The organism is Halobaculum rarum, assembly GCF_040025155.1.
Taxonomy (GTDB): domain Archaea; phylum Halobacteriota; class Halobacteria; order Halobacteriales; family Haloferacaceae; genus Halobaculum; species Halobaculum rarum.
The window spans coordinates 2688368-2702402 of sequence record NZ_CP157275.1 but is presented as its reverse complement, the minus strand read 5'-3'; the positions used below and the strand labels follow the sequence as shown (position 1 = coordinate 2702402).

General features: G+C 63.4%; 18 protein-coding genes. 6 read left to right on the top strand and 12 right to left on the bottom strand.

The window, feature by feature from the left end:
* Nucleotides 1-91: 91 nt before the first annotated feature.
* The gene (locus tag ABJD39_RS13715) at nucleotides 92-778 is read right to left on the bottom strand and encodes a metalloprotease (protein WP_348609796.1); all 687 of its coding nucleotides are present in this window, start codon (nucleotides 776-778) and stop codon (nucleotides 92-94) included.
* Nucleotides 775-2598 (bottom strand): TraB/GumN family protein, encoded by a 1824-nt coding sequence (locus ABJD39_RS13710; protein ID WP_348609794.1) that lies wholly within the window; start codon nucleotides 2596-2598, stop codon nucleotides 775-777. Before ABJD39_RS13710 ends, ABJD39_RS13715 begins: the two co-directional genes overlap by 4 nt.
* Before the next feature lie 174 nt (nucleotides 2599-2772).
* Between ABJD39_RS13710 and ABJD39_RS13705 the strand changes: the two genes are divergently transcribed.
* Entirely contained in the window at nucleotides 2773-3303 is a 531-nt protein-coding gene (locus ABJD39_RS13705; protein WP_348609791.1) for a bifunctional nuclease family protein, read from the top strand.
* 49 nt (nucleotides 3304-3352) lie between these two features.
* Here the strand turns inward: ABJD39_RS13705 and ABJD39_RS13700 are convergent, their stop codons facing one another.
* Complete coding sequence (locus ABJD39_RS13700) at nucleotides 3353-3532, bottom strand: hypothetical protein (protein ID WP_348609789.1); 180 nt, start codon at nucleotides 3530-3532, stop codon at nucleotides 3353-3355.
* Nucleotides 3533-3752: 220 nt separating this feature from the next.
* Between ABJD39_RS13700 and ABJD39_RS13695 the strand changes: the two genes are divergently transcribed.
* Nucleotides 3753-4193 carry an acyl-CoA thioesterase gene (locus tag ABJD39_RS13695; protein WP_348613652.1) on the top strand — a complete coding sequence of 147 codons (441 nt, stop codon included), beginning with the start codon at nucleotides 3753-3755 and terminating at the stop codon, nucleotides 4191-4193.
* A 61-nt stretch (nucleotides 4194-4254) separates the two neighbouring features.
* Here ABJD39_RS13695 and ABJD39_RS13690 read toward each other — a convergent pair whose 3' ends face one another.
* Entirely contained in the window at nucleotides 4255-5361 is a 1107-nt protein-coding gene (locus ABJD39_RS13690; protein ID WP_348609786.1) for a S1C family serine protease, read from the bottom strand.
* Between the two features lie 139 nt (nucleotides 5362-5500).
* Here ABJD39_RS13690 and ABJD39_RS13685 point away from each other — a divergent pair, with 139 nt between their 5' ends.
* Together ABJD39_RS13685 and ABJD39_RS13680 are read left to right on the top strand one after the other, a co-directional pair.
* On the top strand, nucleotides 5501-5953 hold the full coding sequence (locus ABJD39_RS13685) for a hypothetical protein (RefSeq protein WP_348609784.1): 453 nt from the start codon (nucleotides 5501-5503) through the stop codon (nucleotides 5951-5953).
* Between the two features lie 86 nt (nucleotides 5954-6039).
* Entirely contained in the window at nucleotides 6040-6174 is a 135-nt protein-coding gene (locus ABJD39_RS13680) for a DUF7128 family protein (RefSeq protein WP_264084001.1), read from the top strand.
* Nucleotides 6175-6240: 66 nt separating this feature from the next.
* Here ABJD39_RS13680 and ABJD39_RS13675 read toward each other — a convergent pair whose 3' ends face one another.
* Complete coding sequence (locus ABJD39_RS13675; RefSeq protein ID WP_348609780.1) at nucleotides 6241-6474, bottom strand: DUF7508 domain-containing protein; 234 nt, start codon at nucleotides 6472-6474, stop codon at nucleotides 6241-6243.
* Between the two features lies 1 nt (nucleotide 6475).
* A complete protein-coding gene (locus tag ABJD39_RS13670) occupies nucleotides 6476-6979 on the bottom strand; it encodes a DUF5796 family protein (protein ID WP_348609777.1) in 504 nt (167 codons plus the stop codon).
* Nucleotides 6980-7266: 287 nt separating this feature from the next.
* On the opposite strand from ABJD39_RS13670, the gene ABJD39_RS13665 reads away from it, so the two are divergent.
* Together ABJD39_RS13665 and ABJD39_RS13660 are read left to right on the top strand one after the other, a co-directional pair.
* Nucleotides 7267-8142, top strand: coding sequence for a shikimate kinase (locus ABJD39_RS13665; protein ID WP_348609776.1), 876 nt, complete (start codon nucleotides 7267-7269; stop codon nucleotides 8140-8142).
* Between the two features lie 27 nt (nucleotides 8143-8169).
* Entirely contained in the window at nucleotides 8170-8481 is a 312-nt protein-coding gene (locus ABJD39_RS13660) for a chorismate mutase (RefSeq protein WP_348609775.1), read from the top strand.
* Nucleotides 8482-8573: 92 nt separating this feature from the next.
* Here ABJD39_RS13660 and ABJD39_RS13655 read toward each other — a convergent pair whose 3' ends face one another.
* The 6 genes from ABJD39_RS13655 to ABJD39_RS13630 all read right to left on the bottom strand — a co-directional run bounded on the left by ABJD39_RS13655 (nucleotide 8574) and on the right by ABJD39_RS13630 (nucleotide 12893).
* Nucleotides 8574-9671 (bottom strand): tyrosine-type recombinase/integrase, encoded by a 1098-nt coding sequence (locus tag ABJD39_RS13655; protein WP_348609772.1) that lies wholly within the window; start codon nucleotides 9669-9671, stop codon nucleotides 8574-8576.
* On the bottom strand, nucleotides 9671-10201 hold the full coding sequence (locus ABJD39_RS13650; protein WP_348609769.1) for a hypothetical protein: 531 nt from the start codon (nucleotides 10199-10201) through the stop codon (nucleotides 9671-9673). Before ABJD39_RS13650 ends, ABJD39_RS13655 begins: the two co-directional genes overlap by 1 nt.
* The gene (locus ABJD39_RS13645; RefSeq protein WP_348609766.1) at nucleotides 10198-10617 is read right to left on the bottom strand and encodes a hypothetical protein; all 420 of its coding nucleotides are present in this window, start codon (nucleotides 10615-10617) and stop codon (nucleotides 10198-10200) included. Before ABJD39_RS13645 ends, ABJD39_RS13650 begins: the two co-directional genes overlap by 4 nt.
* 16 nt (nucleotides 10618-10633) lie before the next feature.
* Nucleotides 10634-10882, bottom strand: a complete 249-nt coding sequence (locus ABJD39_RS13640) for a hypothetical protein (protein ID WP_348609763.1) — start codon at nucleotides 10880-10882, stop codon at nucleotides 10634-10636.
* A gap of 231 nt (nucleotides 10883-11113) precedes the next feature.
* The gene (locus ABJD39_RS13635; RefSeq protein WP_348609760.1) at nucleotides 11114-12088 is read right to left on the bottom strand and encodes a hypothetical protein; all 975 of its coding nucleotides are present in this window, start codon (nucleotides 12086-12088) and stop codon (nucleotides 11114-11116) included.
* Between the two features lie 178 nt (nucleotides 12089-12266).
* A complete protein-coding gene (locus ABJD39_RS13630) occupies nucleotides 12267-12893 on the bottom strand; it encodes a hypothetical protein (RefSeq protein WP_348609757.1) in 627 nt (208 codons plus the stop codon).
* Nucleotides 12894-14035: the final 1142 nt, after the last annotated feature.

The window sequence follows — 14035 nt, the reverse complement described above, 5'->3', positions numbered from 1 at the left end:
CGTGGGAACGAGACGACTCAGAACTATGAGGGAACGCGAGAGTCAGAACGCCGCGGGAACGCGAGCGGCGACGGTCCCGTCGAGCCCGGGGTCAGAACAGCAGCGTGAGCGCGAACCCGACCGCGAGCGCCGCGCTCGGGAGGAACGCCGCGAGCCACACCGGCGTCGACCACGCCCGGACGGTCGCGCCGTCGAGCGGCCCGAACGGGATCAGATTGAACGCCGCGAGCAGGAGGTTCACCGCGACGCCGTAGGTCCCGACCGTCAGCGCGAGCGACGAGAACCCCGCGAACCCGACCAGCAGCAGCGGCGCGAACAGGGCCGCGAGCACGAGGTTCACGACGGGGCCCGCGAGCGCGATGAGGCCGTTCTCGCGCTTCGTGATCCGACCGACGTGGTGGACCGCGCCGGGGGCGGCGAACAGGAAGCCCGCGGTGGCGGCGACCACCGCGAGGAACAGCATGCCGTAGTCCGCGCGGAACGCCGCCTGCTGGCCGTACCGCACGGCGACGACCTTGTGTCCGAGTTCGTGCAGCAGGAACGCGACGCCGGCGGTGACGAGGCTCACGACGAACAGCCCGCCCAGCGAGCCGACCGCACCCGCCGCGAGCGTGTTGATCACGACGGCGCCGCCGCCGGCGAAGAACACCGTGAACGCGACCGACAGCGCGATCCACGCCAGCAGGAGGTCCCGAAGCTCCCGACTCGAAAAGGAGAGTCCCGCGATCGACGCGGCGGCGCCGCCGGACGCGCCCCGCCCCGTTCCGGATCGGCTCACGCGACGGCCCCCCAGACGATCCGCGCGGACTCGCGCGCCCCCTGAATCATCAGGTCGGTGATGCTCGCGTCGAGCGACCCGGCGAACACCGGGACCACGTACGCCGCGAACAGCAGCGAGGCGATGACGCTCCCGATGTTCGTCGCCGCGACGACGACGATCAGCCGGAACAGCGGCACGTCGAGCATGTCCGAGGCGATGTCGCGGATCGGCCGCGACTCGTCCGACAGCAGCTCGTTCAACGTGCCGATGTCGGAGACGTTCACGGTGAGGTGGCGCAGCTCCATGTACCCCGTGAACCACCCGGGCGCCAGCAGCGGATTGACGGAGGTCATCCACGCGACGCCGCCGCCGACGGCCGCTGACCGCCAGCGGGCGCCCGCGAGCTTCGCCAGTCCGGCGGCGAACACGCCGTTGATCACGAACCACGCGGCGAACAGCGTGAGCAGCTGCTCGTTGCGCACGCCCGCCATCGCCAGCAGGACGAAGAAGGCGATGAACGCCGCCGAGATGCCGAACGCGGCGATCTTCCCCCACGGGATCCCGCCGGAGTCGGCCTGCCCGACGAGCGAGTCCATCGGCGGCAGCGACTCGGGATTCGCGAGGTACGACTCGATGCCCGCGCGGTGGCCCGCGCCGACGACGGCGACCACGTCGTACCCCTCGTTCCGGAGCCCCACGAGCTGGTGGGCGATGTACGCGTCGCGCTCGTCGATGAGCGCCTCGGCGCCGCCGGGGGAGAACTCCCGGAACTCCTCCATCATCGCCGTCACCACGTCGGTGTCGGTCAGATCGTCGGGGTCGAACCCCTCGAGGTCGTCGGCGTCGCCGTCGGGCGCGAGGCCGAGCGCGTCGATGGCGACGGCCGCGAGCGCGCCGACGAACAGCCCGGCGACGAGCCCCAGCGCGAGGCTCCCGGCCGCGCGAACGAGCGTGCCCGAGAGGAGCCCGGCGACCGCGTCGACGCCGGCCCCGCTGACCGTCACCGCGGCGGCGACCGCGACCGCGACGACGGCGCCGACGCCGAGCGTGGTCGCGCCTCCAGATCCATCCGCGTCGCCGCCGCCGCCCAGCGACAGCGACGCGGCACGGTAGCCCAGATAGCCCGCGACGGCGCCGACGAGCGCACCGACGCCGACGCGCGTGAGCACGGCGTCCGTAACTCCGACGGCGCCGCCGAACAGCCCGATCGCCGGGCCAAGGAGAACGCCGACCAGCAGGCCGAACGTGATCCCAGCGACGCGGGGGTCGGTGACCCCGAACGCGAGCGCGCCGACCATGCGCAGTTTCTCGATCAGCGAGAGACGCGCCCAGAAGCGCTGGATCGTCGTCTGGATGTCGCGGTCGACGAGCGCGACCGAGATCCCGAGGTCCTCGGCGGTCTCGACGGCCGCCAGCAGCTCCGCGCCGGGGTCGATGTCGAACCGGTCGCCCATTCGCGTCTGGACGTACGAGAGCATCCAGTACGCGAGGAACTGGAAGACGGTGTTGCCCCGGAGCAGGTCGCCGGGGTCGAGGTCGTCGGGCGTCTCTCCCTTCATCTGGCGGTAGCGTCCCTCGTCGAGTTCGACGGCGACGATGTCGGGACGCTCCTCGTCGACCGTCTCCTCTACCTCGCGGACGGACGCCTCCGAGACGTGGGCCGTGCCGACGACGCGGACGCTCCCCTCGCCGCGCTCGTTGGAAGGTTGCGGCCCGGTGCCTGGGGCGGGGCCGTTGGCGGCCGGCGGGGCGGACGCAGGGGGGTCGCCCGCGTCGGACGTGCGGTCGCCGACCGCGTCAGAAGCGGGGGTGTCCGCAGCGTCGGGATCGCGGCTCACGGCCGCCACCCCGCGTACGGTCCGATTCCGGTACTCATTGGCCGCGTTTTTCCGTCCGGCCCGTATACGCCTGTCGGAGTCTCACGTCCCTCGTCGCGGACGGGTTCCGGATCGGCGTTCGCTCGGCTCGGGACGCCGCGGTAGGTATTCATGCCCGGCCCGCGTTGTGTGCGTATGGAACACGAGGCCGAGGTCGCCGGTATCGGCGTGGGGTCGGGGCCGGACGGTGAGGAGGTTCCGGCGGTCGTGCTCCGCGCCCGCGGGGAGTACCTCCCGATCTTCGTGACACCGGATCAGGCACGATCCATTCGCGGCGCGCTTACGGGCGAGCCGTTCGACCGGCCGCTCACCCACGACCTGCTCGTCGAGATGGTGACGGAGTTCGGCGGCGCGGTCGACTCCGTCCGGATCGACGACATCGTGGACGGCACCTTTTACGGCAAGCTCACCGCCGAGCGCTACGTCGACGGCGAGCCGGACCGGTTCGTCTTCGACGCCCGCCCCAGCGACGCGATCGCCATCGCCACACGGCTGGAGTGTCCGATCCGCGTGAGCGACGAGGTGGTCGACGCCGCCGGGCAGCCGCTGAAATCGTTCGACGTGGGCGGCGACAGCGACGACCGACGGCCCCGCGGCTCCGGACCCCGTGGCCGAGAGAGCGGCCGCTCGGAGTCGGACCCCGACGACGAGTTCCGCTCCCGCTGAGCACCGTCGCGGTCAGGGTTCGGGCTCCGTTTCGGTCTCTCCGTCGCGGTCAGGGTTCGGGCTCCGTTTCGGTCTCTCCGTCGTCTCCGCCCGCTATCCCGGCCGCCCGAACACGTAGCGCCTCCGCGGTCTCGTCGTCGGAGACGCCGTTCGCACGGGCGGAGTCGACCAACTCGTCGAGGGCCTTGTCGAGGAGTTCCCGCGACGTGATCTCGCGGTTCGTTATCACGCGTCATCGTTCGGCCGATCCCCGCATAACGGTTCGGGAGGCGACTGCTCGTCTCGTTCCTGGAACCGCCGGGACGAGACCACAGGAGTTGATACACACGCCACCGGAAGGACTCGGTATGACTGACACCGACGACGCTGTCGACGGACTCGTCGACGGAGCAGCCGACGGAGACGCCAGCGGCGACGGGGAGGGTACGCTCGCCGCCTCCTACACGGAGATGACCGAGCTGTTGCTCCCCAACGACACGAACAACCTCGGGCGGGCGCTGGGTGGCGCGGTGCTTCACTGGATGGACATCTGCGGCGCCATCGCGGCGATGCGCTTCTCGCGACGCCAGTGTGTCACGGCGTCGATGGACCACGTCGACTTCATCGCGCCCATCGACCTGGGTGAGGTGGCCGTGCTCGAGGCGTACGTGTTCAACACCGGCCGCACCAGCGTCGACGTGAAGGTCGACGTTCGCGCTGAGAACCCCCGGACGGGCGAGGAGCGGCGGACCACCACCTCGTTTCTCACCTTCGTCGCGCTCGACGAGGAGGGTACGCCGACGCCCGTTCCGGACCTCGAGTGTCCGACGCAGGAGGAGACGGCGTTGCGCGAGGAGGCAACCGAGGAGCGACGGTCGCAGTTGGCGGACGTGAGCGAACGGCTCGGGTAAGGTGCGCGCCGGAAACGGCAGGTGCCCGGACCGATAGCCGTGGGGCAGAATCGACGGAGGCTCAGACGTCGGGCTGCGGGCGCTCCCCGAGCTCGAACGAGACGGTCGTCTCCGACCCGTCACGCAACACGGTGAACTCCACCACGTCGCCTGGCGAGGTCTCCAACGCGAGGTAGTTCGAGAGGTCCGCCTGTACCTCGACGTCGGTGCCGCCGATCCCGACGACCACGTCGCCGCCGGTGGGGACGCTGACGCCGTCGACGGTGGTGGACCCGTCCGTGCCCCGGAGCGTGCCGGCGGCGGGCCCGTCTTCGACCACCTCGACGATGAGCACGCCGCCCACGTCGTCGATGTCGTACGCCTCCGCGATGACGGGAGTCACCCCGAGGAGGCGGACGCCCATGTAGGAGTGGTCGTACTCGCCGTCCGCCGCGAGCGCGGGGACGACCCGCTTCGACAGCTCCGCGGAGACGCCGAAGCCGATGTTGTCGCCGCCGCCGCGGGCGGCGACCGCCGCGACGGTCCCGTCGAAGGTGACGACTGGGCCGCCGGAGTTGCCGGGGTTGAGCGCCGCGTCCGTCTGCACCGAGTCGGCGACGGTGAAGTTGTTCGGCGCCGACAGCACCCGGTCGATCCCGGAGATGATGCCGGTGGAGGCGGAGCCGCTGAAGCCGTACGGCGAGCCGATCGCCATCACCGGCGTCCCGACCGGCGGCTCGGGGTCGGTGGCGACCCACGACAGCGGTGTCGCCGACTCGGGGCGGTTCTCGGCGCGCAACACCGCGAGATCCGAGTAGGCGTCGGTGCCGACGATCTCGGCGTCGCGCCACGTGTTGCCCTGAAAACGGAGCTTCACCTCGGTCGCGCCGGCAACGACGTGCTGGTTTGTGACGACGTAGCCGTCGCCCGCGACGAAGCCGGAACCGCTTCCCTGCGGACCGTTGGGGCCGTAGTTGAGGATGCCGACGACCGACTGGACGGTCGACCGGTACACGTCGGTCTCGGTCGTCGACGACGCGGCCTCGCGTCCTCCGGCGCCGGTGCCCACGGTTTCGTTCGAGTCGGCCGCCTGCGGGGCGGCGTCGGAGGACCCCACTTGTACGCAGCCGGCGGCGCCGACGGCGCCCGCGCTCGCGAGCCCCGCCAGAACGTCGCGTCGTGTTGGCATGAACCACGTTATGGTCCTGATCCGAATAACTCCGGCGCTCTCGCCTACCGGTGTTCTCGCGTGGTCGGGCGGTTCGGCGTGGCCGCGCTGGACCGCCCGCTCCGGCAGGCATTTGCCCCGTGCGGGGATACGGACGGACATGAGCCTCGACGCCGACACCCCGCCGACGCCGACCCTCTCGACGGTCGACCCGAGTCAGTACGACGACACGGAGGTCGCCGGCGACGAGTACCACCGCGAGGAGTTGGAAGCGTTCCTCCGGGAGGGCGCGTGGGAGGAGGCGTTCGGCCGGTGGGCCGCGGACGCCGACATCGACGCCGACACGTGGCGTATCGCCGGCGATCTGGCGCTGTTCGAGCGGTTCGACTTCTTCTGGGACGACTTCGCCGACCGCGTCGGCTACCACGCCCCCGGGATCCCGGAGGATTGGAAGGAGCGCGATCTCCACCCGGACCTCCGAAGCTGGGAGCAAGTGTCGGCGATCAACGCCGCCTTGACCGAGTTCGGACAGGTCGTCTGCGAGGTGCTGAAGGAGGAGTACGTCGACTGGGAAAGCGAGTTCGAGGCGCCCGACGACCTCCCGGACTTCTAACCGTCGGACGGCACCGACGACGATGCCGATAGCGATGACGACGTACCGCCGGTAGCGATTTATCCACGGCGCGTCGAATGCTACCTATGGTCACGGCAACGGAGCGTGACGACATGACCTGGTACCAGTGTGACGCCTGCGGCCTGCTGTTCGACGATCCCGACGACGCCGAACAGCACGAGGAGCACTGTGACGCGGAGGACCCCTCGTACCTCCAGTAGGGGCGTCGCGTCCGCGGTCATCGCAGCTCCGCCAGCCTCGACGGCCTCGACAGCCGCGCTCGCCGATCAGAACCGGTCGTCCACGAGGCGCTCGGCGTGCTCGTGCGACTCCGCGACGAGCCACCGGACCTTCGCGGCGTCGCCGTAAGCCAGTGCCTCCTTTACCTCGTCGCGGAGGACGCCGACTCCGTATCCGACCGGCTCCCCGTCAGCGTCGCCCAACTCGTAGACGCCGTAGCGGTCGGGCGCGGCGGCGGCCGCCGATCGGTCCAGATTGCGCCACGGTTTCCGGAGGCTCATCTCACTCGTCCTCGTCGCTTTCCGCGTCGCCGGCGCGGTCCGCGTCCGTCGTCGACTCCCCGTCGGCGTCGTCGCCCGCGGCGAACTCGTAGCTCTCCTCGCCCCAGTCGTCCTCGACGAAGGCGAACACGCGCCCGCCGGCGACCTCGGGGTCGGCCTCGATCTCGGTGCGCTGGCCGCCCGGACGCCGGGCGGTGACGCCCGGGAACAGCTCCTCCTCCTCGCCCTCGCCGAGGATGACGCGGCCGACGCCGGTCTGTTCGAGGATGTCGTCGTGGGTCTTCAGGTCGTTCACGTACAGCAGGACGCCCTCCGTCTCGGTGGGGTCGGTGACGAGCACGTGCGTCTCCTTGCCCGGCGAGGTCGTGAGGGTGTCCTCGACGACCCGCGGGACGCCGTGGTAGAAGGTGACGCGGCCGTCGAGGTACTCGACCTCGACGCCCTCCTCGCGGAGGGCGACCGAGACGCTCGCGGGCGCGATGTCGTTGCGATGGGGGGCGCTCATGGCTCCGAGTGGGTGGCGGACGCGAATAAGCGCGGCGAGAGCGCGGTCGACCGGAGTCCTCGTGAGCGGAGCGAACGAGGGCACGTGAGACGAGCGGAGCGAGTCTCACGAAGGGAGACCGCGGAAGCGAACGGCGAACGGAGTGAGCCGTGAGTAGAGCGCGGCGGGAGCGGAGCGAGCGTCGCGGGACACGGCGGCGGACGCGCCCGCCAACACGCCGCGCCCGTCGCGACCGCGATGTTGACACGACCGCCACGCTTTACCCCGGCGAACGCGCGCGTCGACGCATGGAAGGACGCGCCGCCGCGCCGGGCGCCGGGACCGTCGTCAACGCCCTCGCGACGGGCCGCGGCGCCGCGTTCGCGCTGGATCTGGAGACGACCGCGACGGTCACGCTCGACCCGGACGCCGAGGGCGTCACCGGCACTATCGCCGGCGCGCCCGACGGCGACACGACGCTGATCGAGCGCTGCGTCGAGCGCGTCGTCGACCGCTACGGCACCGGCGAGGGCGGTACCGTTGAGACCGAAAGCGAGGTGCCGACCGCGGCGGGACTGAAGAGCTCGAGTGCGGCCGCAAACGCGACCGTGGTGGCGACGCTGTCGGCGCTCGGGCTGGAGGTGGCGAACGACCCCGACGCCGACGTGACCAAGACCGAGGCGTGTCGCGTCGGCGTCCGCGCGGCGCGCGACGCCGGCGTTACCGTGACGGGCGCGTTCGACGACGCCTCGGCGTCGATGCTCGGCGGCGTCACCGTCACCGACAACCACGAGGACGAACTCCTCGCCAGCGACGACCCGTTCGCCGAGCACGCGCTCGTGTGGACGCCGCCCGATCGGGCGTATTCCGCGGACGCGGACGTCTCCGCGTGCGAACGCGTCGCGCCGATGGCGGCGTTGGCGACCGAGTTGGCGCTCGAGGGCGACTACGCCCGGGCGATGACGGTGAACGGCCTCGCCTTCTCGGCGGCGCTGGGGTTCCCGACCGACCCAGCCGTGGAGGCGATGGCCGACTGCGACGGGGTCTCGCTGTCGGGCACCGGCCCGAGCGTCGTCGCTGTCGGCGACCGCGAGGCGTTGACGGCGGTACGCGAGCGATGGGCCGCCCGCGACGGCGAAACGCGACTGACCCGGACCCGCGAGACCGGCGCACGGGTGCTGTGACCGACGACGAACACACGAGATCAGACAATGAGCTACGACGACACGAGTCAATCCCCCGAGGAACTGGAGGCGATGAGCTTGGACGAACTACGCGAGGAGATCGCCGATATCGACCGCGAGTTGGTCGAGTTGATCGCCCGGCGCACGTACGTCGCCGACACCATCGCCGGCGTGAAGGAGCGTCGCGACCTGCCGACGACGGACGAGACACAAGAGCAGGCCGTGATGGACCGCGCCGGCGAGAACGCCGAGCGCTTCGACGTGGACGCGAACCTCGTGAAGGCGATCTTCCGACTGCTTATCGAGTTGAACAAGGTAGAACAAAGACAAAACCGGTAAATCGCAAGACGGCGCGGGTATAGTGGTTCTTGCAGAATGTCCTTTAAATAGGGTATAAGTCAACGAGGTAGAACCCCAACAGAACCGCGCGTTCAAATACCGAGTTTGAACACGCCTTCTCGATACTCCGACTCGACGTCATCATAGTACATGTGCACATACCGATGGAATGCCGACCGACTTTTCTCAAGCTCCCCACCCATGGTGTCACCACGAAGATACTGCACCTTCGGTTCCTCCATCCCAGCCTGTGTCCGAAACCAGGTAGACATCCAGTGACGTGACCAGTGCGGTGTAATCGACCGGAACTCCTCTTCTGCATCGAACTCGTACTCGGGCCACCAGTGCTTCCGCCACACGTGGCCGAGACTTGATTTCTTCATCTGCTTCCCCTTCTGCGTCAGGAACAGCCACGGCGCATCGTTATCTGGCCGAATCAATAACCAATCAATAAGCACGCGACGCGTCTCATCGTCCAGGGGAATGACCGTAGGGCTATCACGCTTGTTGCCATGACGAGATTCTTCTGGAGCGATGTACACCGCATTCGCCGCGTCGTCCAACTGGTCGTGCGTTCCCATCGACTCGTAGTGACTCAGCACGTCAGGATTCGTAATATGAATCTCTTCCATCCGAATGTTCGCCAACTCTGAGGAACGAACCCCGGTCTTGAGTTGGAAGACAGTAACGGCACGCTCGCCGACGTGCTTGATGCTCTTCACCTGCTCGCTCAATTCTTCAAGCTCAACCTTCGGATGATTCTTCGGGCTTTCGTTTTCCAGAGCCATCTCGCGCTTCGATTTGACTCGGAGGAACGGATTGTAGTTCGTAGGATGCGGGAACCTCGGATTCTGCTGCATCCACTCGTACACCTTCTTCACATGGTTGATCTTCTTCCGCACCTGTGTGCCCTTCATCCGGGGCAGACAGGCATCAACGAACGCTTCAACTTGACGCTCAGTCGGCAGTGTCGGGTGTCGATCGTACTGGCTCATATGCTCCGTCCAGTTCCGGAACGACACCTCGTAGTGACCTTTCGTTTCTTCCTTGATTCTTTTGTTGTCGATGATCTCGCTGTAGTAGTACTCAAACCAATCCGTGTCAATAGCCTTCATCTGCGGATTGAGTTCCGCGAGCGGATCACCTTCGAGACCAAACTCTGCAGCAACAGCGTCTTCTGGGTCTTGCATTAATTCTCCTCCCGCGTTTGTGGAACGTTCTTCCGATCAAACAATCGAGTTTGCCAAATGTCGTGCACCGCACCACGCAGCAGCACAGCCATCACGACCGGATTGTACCGGTGCGGATAGTCAGCGTGGTACTGCATCCACCGATACCAGCGGAAGAGTGGCCGGAACCGAGCGTCATGCACTGTCTTCAGTTTCGTCACCTTGTCTCTCTGCTCCGATAGATGATCTTCGATGTCCTGCGGGTCAGCGAGCGCTGGATGTACGTCGTGTTCGTCGCAATAACTCTGCCATTCACGATACGCTTTACCGTACACGTATCGTCTCGTATGCGCACTCAGATCTGCCAATTCCTGCGCATCGTAATCATTCCAGGCACCTTCAGACGTCACCTCAGATGCATGGTTTTCGAGGAGGTACCGTGCTGGCACGTCCTCGAGAGTTTTGAAGACACCCAGGAATGCGAGTGCATCCTGTTCAACAATCGATCCTTCGTGGTATCCGGAGTCGTAGTCGTAGTTCGTTTCAATCATCGTGTGTACATTCTTCCTTGTTCATCAATCTCGATCTTGTCGCCCTCAACGTCGTCCAAAATCAGCGTCACGCGAGAGTTGACGGTGTTGACAACGTGTTGTACGATGTCCTCGTACTCTGCACCGGGATTCTCGTCGATGTAATCAATCACTGCGTCACGCTCGCTCCTGTGAACCTGCTCCTCTAATTCCTCGATGCGGTCGCGTGCACGCTGAAGTTCTCTGCGGAGGTCTTTCCGCCGTCGGCGAAGATCGTCGCGCGACTCGGTAGGCTCAACGTCCCGGTTGAATTTTTTCTGGCCAGCGCGCACCATGGACTTGATCCAGTCGCTTGTTGACATTCCCATCTCCTCGGCCTGTTCTACCCAGTCATCGTATTCTTCATCAGGAATGTACGTGGCGACTTGTTCACTCATCGACAGATTTGGATGATTACGTGGTGGACTTGATCAGCACGGCACCGTTGAGAATACACGGTACAACGGCATTGACGTCGTGCGGGATGCCGAGCCGGCGAAGGTCGTCGGCAGTCAAGTAGATAGCCACACCTCGTCGCTCACCGTTCGGGGAGCTTGCAATGGTTGCAGGCTCCCGGTTGGACTCCGTGTCAACCTCGTGATCCTGTTCGTCGGAGTCGTGTTCGGGTACGTGCGTGGGTGTAGTCGGCGTGTCGGTACTCACAGTTCGATACCTCCGTGGGCGCGGGGAGAGCGGTAGATAGTCATCTATGGTTGTTACCCGTTGTACTGCGTATGCCAGAGCAACTGTCACAGCGGGCGTGACCGTCGCTTTCGGGCAGTCTCAGCAGCACTGTTGGTTGCCTCACCTCACCAGAAACAACCGCTTGTATTAAAACTATGGACTAGAGTTGCACAGCCACAACTGACTTACAACTCATCAGAGACTCCGGGACTACTCTGCTTGCTCGATCAATTCATCCAACCACTCGATGCATTTCTTAGCGACGAACTCTGCATCTCCATTCTGCGTGTATTCTGCCTGCTCTTGCAAGAGTTCGAGCTTCTCGATCACAGTATCTATCTCGGACGCCCGAACCATCCCCTTGACCTGCTCCGCAGACGCCCGCTCGCGCGACACAATCTCACTTTGTTCCTCCTGCTCGCCGACTAGTGCGCCCGAATCGACTAGGCGTTGTTCGACAGCGTCGCGGAGTTCAGGTTCAGGATCTTCATCGAGATCTCCGTCTCGTAGCTTCTGCCACTCCTCCGGAGCGCTATCGATATCGTTGAAAATCTGCCGGACGTATTCGTACGATACCCCCAGGGCATCTGCGACGGCCTGCTTGTCTGCGCTCGGGCTGATACGGTGTGCCGCGATGATTCGGTCTTTCTTCGGCGCTTCTTCAACGATGTCTTCCGCAGTTGCCGTCGTTTGTGCACTCATGGTGTCCTCCGTGTCGTCTTCTGGTTCGTACTGCCTGAGTCGCTCTTCGAGTTCGTCTTTGAGGCCGTAATCGATTGCTTCTACCCATGTCTCTCTGGGGATTTCTCCAGACTCAATATCGTTCAAAAGTTTGGAGACGTACTGCTGAGTAGCATCACTGATAGCCTCGACAGCTCTCCGATTTGGGTCTCGATCGGCAGCTAACCAACTATTGATGATGATTTCTCGCTTGTCGTACTCGTCGATGGGATCGGCAGGTTCCGTCGAAACGCCCTCCACACGATCGACTATCTCACCATTAGTGCCGTAGGCAAGAATGTCTCGGGTAGGCTTCAGTCCGTCAATTCCTCTGTGCGCTCCTTCAGTGGATTCAGTGATGTGGTCCCGAATCTCGGGGAGGGACTGTCGGGTCTGCTCGCAGTACGGGCACACCCATTCTTGGATGTCTGTGTCTGGGGAGGTGGATAGGGAGTTGTCGGGCATATATGCAGGAGCAACACCCAGGTATGACGTCTTTCTTTGCTGTTCCAGGGTTGCTTATGCAAAACGTCAGCTGCAACGTTTATAATAGTTGCCTTCAGTTGCCCCGATTCAACTATCGTCGGCGAGTCTACAACCACCCTGACGAGTGATTTTTCCTTTTCGGGATTAATAAGTGACCTTAGTGATCGGAATCAAGTTCCCGAAGTTCGTCTCTGGGCATTCCAATCTTCGTTCGCAACTGATCAAGCCCTTCATCAAGCGAAATCGGCTCCATCCCGAGAATGCTATCAGTCGCATAGACGGGTGTTGTACTCATCGTCTCGCTCTTTGGTCCGTCACATGTTGCGATGATATCGAACGGCAGGCAGAATTCTTCGCCGGTGTTTGATTCGATCATGGCGCATGATTCTGTCCCTGCGTAGAGCGAAACGTTCTCTTCGAACGATACTTCTCCAGTATGTACCGAGATAATCAACCTCCCTGGATCCTCATACTGAGGTGTTGGATTAGCACTGATGCTTACACCGTCCTCGAGCTGATTGCGGATCTCTCGCAGAGGACGCTCATACTGAGGTGTTGGAACAACATTGATGCTTACAGCGTCCTCGAACTGATTGAGGAGATCTCGCAGAATTTCTTCGATTGGTACATTTTGGATCGCGTTATCCAGGAGCCGAGTGATCGAAGTATCCCAGGTATCGTCCTCTTTTCGGATCGATATGAGCCGATGAAGTGTCTGTACGTCCAATACGACCTCTTCGTCAACGTACGTGAACCGATCAGCGTCTTCCGTGTTTGGTTGCATACAGCAACTACAATACAACACCAGCCTCTTTTAAACATTCGCCCCACAACCTTTTAAGTGTATTTTGCTAATTACCAGTCTTAGTTGGGTCACCTCTCGGCATTTCAGTTGTGGTAAGTGTAGCATCGAGTTGGGCCACAACAGTCGCTTTATCAGCTTCTCTGGTGGAGAAGGACGGAAGTCAGAGCTCGCGATCATACACGTTTGCGAACTGCTGATCGGAATGAACGACCTGGAAGCGACCGTCGAGATCGATGAGTGGATCGGTCTGGAATTCGTGGTTGCGCTCTGTCGGCTCCAGAATCGCGCCCAGTCTAAATCCAAACCATCTCTCATGCAAGATACGCGCCCTGTATTGCAGAGTCGCGCGAACAGCAACGAAATCTGCCAGAATTGACAGCGATACATTCGCACATGCACTGCCCGGTTGTTGCACGCTGTATATGCCTAAAGAAGAAGATTTCAACAGAGCCGCCTCACGGCTTGTCCGCCTGAAGTATCCGTACCCTGCATCAACTTTGTCCCCACGAACAACTATATCCAAAATGGACCAACAACATAGGTGCACGCGTTACTCAAATTAGGAGCGATACGCGTAACTCTCCTATCTCGGTAAGCAACACAGCACACAACGAGGAGTCCTGTGACATTGGCAACCCGGAATTAATCCAGTGTTTCACCGACATGTTTTGCGTGTTGTAGGGCGGTCCTCAAGAGAATCTCGCCAAATCTCGACATGTTGTCTGGTTGTCTTACAGAGAGTGAGTGCCATTTCCAGTCTGGCGCGTTTCGAGAGGGGGGTCGGGGGAGAATGAATGATCCTATACGGGGATATGCTTATGTTGTTCCTCGTTGTACTAGTCCGTAGTGCAGATATATCGAAATTAATTACGGATACATATCCGTAATTAATAGAGATTGCAAGGATGATTAGTAATTCAGATTTTACCGACCCCTCTCGGAAACCCCCGGACTGGAAATGGCACACACTCTCTGTTTCGTGTAGGCGCATATTCATAACAGAGATCGGACTGTTCTCTGAGGAGTGGTAGAGTAGTTTGGCTATAGTAACCTGCACCGGCGCCGATCTGTCCTCGAAATGTATAGTTGTCTACCTGAGCAACTGACCTCAGCGTCCTCTC

Coding starts and splice junctions, on each gene's coding strand:
- ABJD39_RS13680 (WP_264084001.1), top strand. CDS start 6,040: ATGGTCACGGCAACGGAGCGTGACGACATGACCTGGTACCAGTGTGAC.
- ABJD39_RS13665 (WP_348609776.1), top strand. CDS start 7,267: ATGGAAGGACGCGCCGCCGCGCCGGGCGCCGGGACCGTCGTCAACGCC.
- ABJD39_RS13645 (WP_348609766.1), bottom strand. CDS start 10,617: ATGAGTGAACAAGTCGCCACGTACATTCCTGATGAAGAATACGATGAC.
- ABJD39_RS13675 (WP_348609780.1), bottom strand. CDS start 6,474: ATGAGCCTCCGGAAACCGTGGCGCAATCTGGACCGATCGGCGGCCGCC.
- ABJD39_RS13655 (WP_348609772.1), bottom strand. CDS start 9,671: ATGCAAGACCCAGAAGACGCTGTTGCTGCAGAGTTTGGTCTCGAAGGT.
- ABJD39_RS13690 (WP_348609786.1), bottom strand. CDS start 5,361: ATGCCAACACGACGCGACGTTCTGGCGGGGCTCGCGAGCGCGGGCGCC.
- ABJD39_RS13695 (WP_348613652.1), top strand. CDS start 3,753: ATGACCGAGCTGTTGCTCCCCAACGACACGAACAACCTCGGGCGGGCG.
- ABJD39_RS13685 (WP_348609784.1), top strand. CDS start 5,501: ATGAGCCTCGACGCCGACACCCCGCCGACGCCGACCCTCTCGACGGTC.
- ABJD39_RS13650 (WP_348609769.1), bottom strand. CDS start 10,201: ATGATTGAAACGAACTACGACTACGACTCCGGATACCACGAAGGATCG.
- ABJD39_RS13660 (WP_348609775.1), top strand. CDS start 8,170: ATGAGCTACGACGACACGAGTCAATCCCCCGAGGAACTGGAGGCGATG.
- ABJD39_RS13635 (WP_348609760.1), bottom strand. CDS start 12,088: ATGCCCGACAACTCCCTATCCACCTCCCCAGACACAGACATCCAAGAA.
- ABJD39_RS13630 (WP_348609757.1), bottom strand. CDS start 12,893: ATGCAACCAAACACGGAAGACGCTGATCGGTTCACGTACGTTGACGAA.
- ABJD39_RS13670 (WP_348609777.1), bottom strand. CDS start 6,979: ATGAGCGCCCCCCATCGCAACGACATCGCGCCCGCGAGCGTCTCGGTC.
- ABJD39_RS13705 (WP_348609791.1), top strand. CDS start 2,773: ATGGAACACGAGGCCGAGGTCGCCGGTATCGGCGTGGGGTCGGGGCCG.